Annotated in this window: 6 protein-coding genes; 3 read left to right on the forward strand and 3 right to left on the reverse strand. The window is 69.8% G+C overall.

Features of this window, described 5'->3' with window-relative positions:
* The 3 genes from FNH04_RS37080 to FNH04_RS37090 form a co-directional block, all read right to left on the reverse strand.
* Nucleotides 1–333: Zn-ribbon domain-containing OB-fold protein (locus FNH04_RS37080; RefSeq protein WP_322724939.1), on the reverse strand; the 333-nt coding region annotated here is incomplete at its 3' end.
* On the reverse strand, nt 330–782 hold the full coding sequence (locus FNH04_RS37085; RefSeq protein WP_152790233.1) for a DoxX family protein: 453 nt from the start codon (nt 780–782) through the stop codon (nt 330–332). The genes FNH04_RS37085 and FNH04_RS37080, both read right to left, overlap by 4 nt.
* A 101-nt stretch (nt 783–883) precedes the next feature.
* Nucleotides 884–2,263 carry an AAA family ATPase gene (locus FNH04_RS37090; RefSeq protein WP_152790234.1) on the reverse strand — a complete coding sequence of 460 codons (1,380 nt, stop codon included), beginning with the start codon at nt 2,261–2,263 and terminating at the stop codon, nt 884–886.
* 370 nt (nt 2,264–2,633) lie between these two features.
* On the opposite strand from FNH04_RS37090, the gene FNH04_RS37095 reads away from it, so the two are divergent.
* From FNH04_RS37095 to FNH04_RS37110, 3 genes are all read left to right on the forward strand, one after another.
* Nucleotides 2,634–3,881: a flavin-containing monooxygenase gene (locus FNH04_RS37095; protein ID WP_152790235.1), complete on the forward strand. Its 1,248-nt coding sequence runs from the start codon at nt 2,634–2,636 to the stop codon at nt 3,879–3,881.
* Nucleotides 3,882–4,122: 241 nt separating this feature from the next.
* Entirely contained in the window at nt 4,123–6,099 is a 1,977-nt protein-coding gene (locus FNH04_RS37100) for a glycoside hydrolase family 97 protein (RefSeq protein ID WP_152790236.1), read from the forward strand.
* Nucleotides 6,100–6,546: 447 nt separating this feature from the next.
* The coding region (locus tag FNH04_RS37110; protein WP_228031827.1) for a CoA-binding protein at nt 6,547–7,633 on the forward strand (1,087 nt) is incomplete at its 3' end.

Raw genomic sequence — 7,633 nt, forward strand, 5'->3', positions numbered from 1 at the left:
CACCCGCAACTGCCCCTCCCCGCACTCCACCACCTCGGTCATCATCCGGGGCCCCTCCGCGAGATCGACCACGGCGGCGACGTACGGGGTGCGCTCGCCGAAGGGCGGGAGGTCGTTGCGGTGGACGACGGACCAGGTGTAGAGGGTGGCCCGGCCGCTCGCGGGCTCCCAGGCCACCTCCCCGCTCCAGCAGTGGGGGCAGAACTCGCGGGGGTAGTGGTGGGCGCGACCGCAGTCACCGCAGCGGCGCAGCAGCAGCCGGCCCTCGGCGGCGGCGTCCCAGAAGGCACGGGTGAAGGCGTCGGCCTCGGGACGGTCGAAGCGCGCGCTCACAGGAACAGCCCCAGCGCGCTGTCGAGCGACCAGGTCTGCCACGACATCCCGAACAGCCCCACCACGGAGATCAGCGCCATCATCGAGTTCTGCCCCTGCTCGGCCCAGTCGTGGATCATGAGGACGAGGTAGAGGAGGTTGAGCAGCAGGCCTCCGACCAGCGCGATCGGCGTGAGGAACCCGGCGATCAGACCGAGGCCGAGAGCGAGTTCCGCGTACACGACGACGTACGCCATCGCGCGCGGCCGCGGCGCCACCACGGTCTGGAAGCCGCCGCGCACCGCGTTCCACCGGTGCTTCGCCGCGACGTCCGCCGCCCACGCGATTCCGGTACCCCGCTCGAACCACGCCTTCTTGTCCTTGTGCCGCCAGCTCTCCAGCCACCACAGCCCCAGCCCGATACGCAGCACGGCGAGCCATTCCGCACCGGTGAGCCAGATCGTGTCCATGGACTCCCCTGCCACCGAAGGAATCTGACAGTATGTCAGTTCAACCGATCGGGAGCGCACGCGCAAGACGTACGGACACGAACTCTTCCGGGACCGCTTCGCTAGGGCACGAACCCGGTCGGCATGGCTCGCCCATAGAGTTCGTCAAGGCCGACCAGCAGTACGCCACCTCGCTCGGCCTCGGCGCGCAGCGCATCGCTGAAGCCCGCGGCACTGAAGCACGCCAGCCCGCAGCGGGTGGTGTCCATTCCCCGTGCAGTGAGCAGCTCCCGGGCACGGCTGAGCCTTTCCAGGTGACCGACCCCCATGACGGTTCCCCACTTCGCCTCGCCGAGCAGAGCCACCGACGGTCGGCTCCCGCCGGATCCCGGCTCGACCACGGCCACGTCGATCTGAATCTGCCGACGTTCCTTCGAGTCGGTCACCACACCGCCGCCCACCTCACCCAGCGACGTACTGAGCAGCGAACGCCCCGGCCCGAGCACGTACTCACGGCACACCGCCTCGAAGTGCGGCCCGGCCACCTGCGCGGCGAAGCGTTCCGACGCACGCTCCCACACCTCCGCCGCCTGACCGCTCTCCAGACGCGCCCAGGCGGGGCGCATCACGGCTTCGTAGAAGTTGATCAGCGGCTCGGTGATGCGGTACTGCGACTTTCCGGCACGGAAGACATCCGGTTCCCGGACGAGGAGGTCACTGTCCTCCAGCACATTGAGCGGGTGGGAGATGTCTACGGACTTGCGGCCGATGTACCCCGCGATGCCGCCGCGCGTCGTGTTCCCCTGCGCCACGGCCGCCAGGACCGAGTGGTAGAGCGCGGTGGCACGGATGTCCGCTTCCTCGGCGAGCAGGTATCGCGCCTCACGGAACAGGGGACTGAACGGCGAGAGGACCGTACGGCAGATCCAGTCGTCGAAGTCGCGCAGACTCGCGGGAACGTCGTCCGCCAGGAACTGGCGGCGGTACGCGGGTGTGCCACCGACGACAGCGTGCAGCCTGGCGGCGAGCCCGGGATCGCCGGCCACTCCCCAGAAGTCGGCGGCGGCACGGTAGCCGAAGGGCCTTACGACGAGCTCGAGTTGCGCTCGGCCACGCAGAGGCGCGGTACTGGCCAGCAGCCCGCCCATGACGGACATCGCCGAGCCGCACAGCAAGAGTCGCATGCGGCTCTCCTCGACCTGGAAACGATCGATCTCACGCTGGATGAGCGAGGGCAGTTGCGGAGCGGTCTGCACCAGGTACGGGAACTCGTCGATGACCACCAGGAGCGGGGCGTCCCCCCTGCCGGGCGCGGCGAGCCCGAAGAGATACGTGATCGCGTCGTCCCAGCCGTCGAACGAGAAGGGCACAGGAGAGCCCACGTGTTCCGCCAAGGCGGAGCTGAACTGTCGCAGGGACTCAGCCTCCGTACCCGCCGTGGCCCCGAAGTAGAAACCTCCGCGCTGCTCGGCGAGCGCCCTCAGGAGGTAGGTCTTCCCCATACGCCGTCTGCCACTGACGATCCCGAGCATCGCGTGCGGAAAGGGCCGGTTCACGAACCCCGTGAGCCCATCCCATTCGGCGCCACGGCCGAAGACGTGCGCCGGCTTGGCCGGCCCGCTCTGATACCGCACAACAGCCACCTCATTAGGAGTACACCCCTAAGGAGCGTACTCCTAACACACCCTCCGCCGTCGGCGACCCTCCGCTCCGGGGAAGAACGAGCGCTCTGCCCGCATCCACGGAACCAGCACACTCCAAGGGCCCTACGTCACGAAACCCACCCACTTCTCCCACAGCCGTGATCAATCCGCAATCGATTCCGGGCTTGGCCGAGACCCATCAAGGGCAGGCGCGAATACGCTCGGGCGCATGGCCGACTCCTCCGCGTCCACCGGCTCCGCCGAGCCCGGCGCATCCAGCGAATCCGCCGCGTCCGTGCACCTCGCGGGGCGGTCGCGGCCCGATCGTCCCGTGTACGTCATCGGTGGCGGACCGGGCGGGCTGGCCGTCGCGTACGCCCTGCGTGCCCAGGGGCTGCGGGCCGTCGTACTGGAGAAGTCCGACCGGGTGGGGGCGTCCTGGCGGAAGCACTACGACCGGCTGCACCTGCACACGACCCGGCGGCTGTCGAGCCTGCCCGGGCTGCCGATACCGCGCAGGTTCGGCCGCTGGGTGGCGCGCGACAACGTGGTGCGCTACCTGGAGAAGTACGCCGAGTACCACGAGCTGGAGATCGTCACCGGCGTCGAGGTCTCGCGCGTGGAGCGGACCGCCGACGGCGCGGACTGGCTGCTGCACGCCACCGGCGGGCGCGAACTGGCCGGCAGCGCGGTCGTCGTCGCCACCGGCTACAACCACACGCCCCACGTGCCCGACTGGCCCGGCCGCGAGGCGTTCACCGGCGAACTGCTGCACGCGGGCGAGTACCGCAACGCCGAGCCCTACGCCGGCCGTGACGTCCTCGTCGTCGGCGTCGGCAACACCGGTGCCGAGATCGCCGTCGACCTGGTGGAGGGCGGGGCCTCCCGCGTGCGGCTCTCGGTGCGCACCGCCCCGCACATCGTGCGCCGTTCCACGGCCGGCTGGGCGGCCCAGTTCACCGGTATCGCCGTACGGCGGCTGCCGGTCACCCTCGTCGACACCCTCGCCAGGCCGCTGGCCAAGGTCAGTGTGCCGGACCTGTCGGCCCACGGGCTGCCCCGGCCCGACACCGGGCTGTACTCCCGCGTCAAGGAAGGGGCCGTCCCCGTCCAGGACGTCGGCCTCATCGACGCCGTACGCGCGGGGAAGGTCGAGATCGTGGCCGCGGTGGAGGGCTTCGAGGGCGGCAAGGTCGTCCTCGCCGACGGCGAGCGCGTCGAGCCCGAGGCCGTGGTGGCCGCCACCGGGTACCGGCGCGCCCTGGAGGGCGTCGTGGGCCACCTCGGCGTCCTCGACGAGCGCGGAAAGCCCATCGTCCACGGCGCCCGCGCCCCGAGGAACGCCCCCGGCCTCTACTTCACGGGCTTCACCAACCCCATCAGCGGCATGCTCCGCGAACTCGCCATCGACGCCGAGAAGATCGCCAAGGCGATCGCCCGCCGGGGTGGAGTGGAACGGATACCGGGCCGCGGCTGAGCCCGCGCGGCGCGTATGTGCCGTGTTGATTTCTGAGGAATGTTCCTCACAGGGGTCAAAGCTCACCACCCGGCTCCCCTATTGGGTGGATTCACCCATCTTTGGTGGGTCGGACCGCGCATCCCTCTCCCAGCAATTCCGACCCGAGCGTTGACCTCGCCGATCAAGGGGGCGTAGAACAGCCCCTGCACGTCTGGAAGCGTGTATTCCTGGTCGATTTTGTTCGGAGAGGTGCACACCCATGGAAACCTCGAGAAACCAGGACCTGCCCGACCGACAGCAGCCCTGGCGCGTGGGGGCACTGTCGCGCCGACGGCTCCTGAAGGGTGCGGCGGTCACGGCCGGGAGCGTGGCCCTGGGCCTCGGTGCCGCGGGGGTGGCAGAGGCGGCGGACGCCTCGATCACCGCGACCTCACCGGACGGCAAGAACAAGATCACGATGTCCCTGACCGGCGGGGTGCTCCAGTGGTCGGCCAAGCGCAACGGCACAACCGTCGTCGCTCCCTCGGTGCTGGGCCTGCAGCTGAGCAACGGCACCACGCTGGGCCGGAGCAGCACGACGGTGACCAACTACCAGCACTGGACCAAGGACTCCACCTGGACCCCGGTCTTCGGCCGCAACGCGACGGTCCGGGACCACCACCAGGAGATGCGCTGGAACCTCCGGGACGACTCCAGCGGCGTCAACTTCAGCGTCCAGCTCCGCGCCTACAACACCGGTGTCGCGCTGCGCTACGTCCTGCTGGACGCGGGCAGCGCCACCATCGCCGACGAGCTGACCACCTTCGTCTTCCCCGACAACACCCTGGTCCACAGCGCCCGCGACGAGGCCGCCTACAGCCCGGTCGCCCCGGGCGCCATCCCGTCCACGGGCACGTCCGGCACCGACACCGGCCCCCTCACCGACCTGCCCCTGCTGGTCACCCTGGACAGCGGACTCGTCGCCACCGTCTGCGAGTCCTCCCGCGTGAACTACCCGCGGTCGATGCTCAGCTCGGTCTCCGGGGAGCCCAACACCCTGAAGACCTACCTGATGAAGAAGACGGCCCGCGGTTCGGGCACGGTGCAGAACACCTCGACGGTCACCACGCCGTTCACCACACCCTGGCGGGTGATGGTGCTCGGCTCCGAGCACGGCGAGCTGATCGACAACGCCGAGCTGGTGCTCAACCTGGCCCCGGCCAACGCCCTGGCCGACACCTCGTGGATCAAGCCGGGCAAGGTGTTCCGCTGCGAACTGACCACCGCCGCCGGAACCGAGGGCGTGGACTTCGCCGTCGCCCGCAAGCTCGAGTACATCGAGTACGACGCGGGCTGGTATGGGCCGGAGTTCACCACGACCGACGCCACCACGCCGATCACCGCCATCGACCTGCCCACCGTGATCAACTACGCCACCCAGAAGGGCGTCGGCGTCTTCCTCTACGTCAACCGCCTCGCCCTGTCGGACCCGGAGTCGCTGTTCGCCCTCTACAAGAGCTGGGGCGTGGCCGGTATCAAGCTGGGCTTCATCAACGACGGCACCCAGGCCATGACCAACCAGATCATCACCTGGGCCAAGATCGCGGCCAAGCACCGGCTGCTGATCGACATGCACGACAACGTGCGCCCCTGGGGCTACGAACGCACGTACCCCAACTGGATCAGCCTGGAGGGCGTCCGGGGCAACGAGCAGTTCCCGACCGCCACCAACAACGTGAACCTGGCCTTCTCCCGCAACGTCGGCGGCCCGATGGACTACACGATCTGCTACGGCCAGTCACGCGACAAAACCACCAACAACCACCAGATGGCGATGGCCGCCGTCTACTACCAGCCCCTGAACTTCCTCTACTGGTACTCCAAGCCCTCCGCGTACACCAACACCGCGAACTGGCCCGGCCTGGCCTGGTTCGACGCCGTCCCCACCAGCTGGGACGAGAGCACGACCGTCGCGGCCTCCATCAACGAGTACGTCGCGGTCGCCCGCCGCAGCGGCACCACCTGGTTCCTCGGGGCGATGAACAACGAGACCGCGCGCACCCTCTCCGTCCCGCTGTCCTTCCTCGACAGCGGCACCACGTACACGGCCACCGTCTACGCCGACGGAACGGCCGCGACCTCCCCGTACGGGACCCCCACCGTGGTCAGCACCCGGACGGTCACCGCGGGCACCGTGCTCAGCGTGGCCATGACCAGCGCGGGCGGCCAGGCGGTGATCCTCAGACCGGCGAGCTGACTCCCGAGAAACTCCCCCATGAGAGCTGTCGCCCCCTGCGAAGTCACTTTCACCGACCGGCAGGGGGCGCGGCTGCGCCCGGAGACCGCGATCGAGGGCACGACTGCGGGCTCAGCCGTGGGCACGACCGAAGGCACGGAGGAGGGCACGACCGAGGGCACGGCCGAGAGTCAGAACGTCACTCACCGGGTATACGGGTATAGCTGAGACTGCGGAGGACGCCGGGGGCCCACCCCGAGATCCGGGCACCAGCAACAAGCCCTCGCACGCGCACCGAGCCCTCGCACGGACACCCGCACCCCGCACCCGCACCCGCACCCGCACCCGCACCCGCACCCGCACAAAGGTCTCACCTCTCCCGTGCACGACGGTTCCTGACATTGCGTCAGTTCAGTAATCTGACAGAGCGTCAGTTAATTGGCTGTCACACAGGAGCGGGGCGGACCGATGCTTGGATCAACCCACGGCACCCTCACCACCGACTCCCGCCGGGCCCGGGTCATCGCCTGCGGCGAGCACCCCTCACCCGTCGTGCACGGCAGGCCGGCCGCGGTCGACGACCTCGACGTCAGCGGGCGCCCGCTGTACGCCGACGTCCCCGATCTGGACCGCTTCTTCCGCCCCGAGTCCGTGGCCGTCGTCGGCGCCTCGGACACGGAGGGGCGGCCCAACACCGGCATCACCCGGCAACTGCTCACCTGGGCCGAACGCGTCGGCGCCCGGCTGCACCCGGTGCACCCCACGCGTCAGTCCGTCTTCGGCATCCCCTGCTTCCCTTCCGTCGCCGACCTGCCCGAGCAGGTGGATCTCGCCGTACTCCTCGTCGCCGACCCCCTTCCCGTGATCGAGGAACTCACCGAGACCAAGGTGAAGTTCGCGGTCGCCTTCGCCTCCGGGTTCGCGGAGACGGGCGCCGAGGGCGCGGCCGCGCAGGAGCGGCTGGCCGCCGCCGTCGCACGGTCCGGTCTTCGGCTGCTGGGCCCGAACACCAACCTCAACGCCTTCGAGCGGTTCCGGGACGACCTGGAAGGCCCCTCGATCGCCCTCATCACCCAGTCCGGCCACCAGGGCCGCCCCGTCTTCGCACTCCAGGAACTCGGTATCCGCCTCTCCCACTGGGCACCCACCGGCAACGAGGCCGACCTGGAGACCGCCGACTTCATCTCGTACTTCGCCGAGCGGCCCGAGGTGGGCGCCATCGCCTGCTATGTGGAGGGACTGAAGGACGGCCGCTCCTTTCTGCTCGCCGCCGACCGGGCCGCCCGGCGCGGAGTCCCCGTGGTCGCCGTCAAGGTCGGCCGCACCGAGACCGGCGCCCGTACGGCCGCGTCACACACCGGCAAGCTGACCGGCGCGGACTCGGTGGTGGACGCGGCGATGCGGCAGTTCGGCGTGATCCGTGTCGACGGGCTCGACGAACTCCAGGACACCGCCACCCTGTTGGCCCGGGCACGCCGGCCACGGACCTCCGGAGCACCGGAGCGGACGACGACCTCCGCCGCCTCCGCCGCCTCCGCCACGGCCGCCGCCTCCG

It is taken from the genome of Streptomyces phyllanthi (assembly GCF_009377205.1).
GTDB lineage: Bacteria > Actinomycetota > Actinomycetes > Streptomycetales > Streptomycetaceae > Streptomyces > Streptomyces phyllanthi.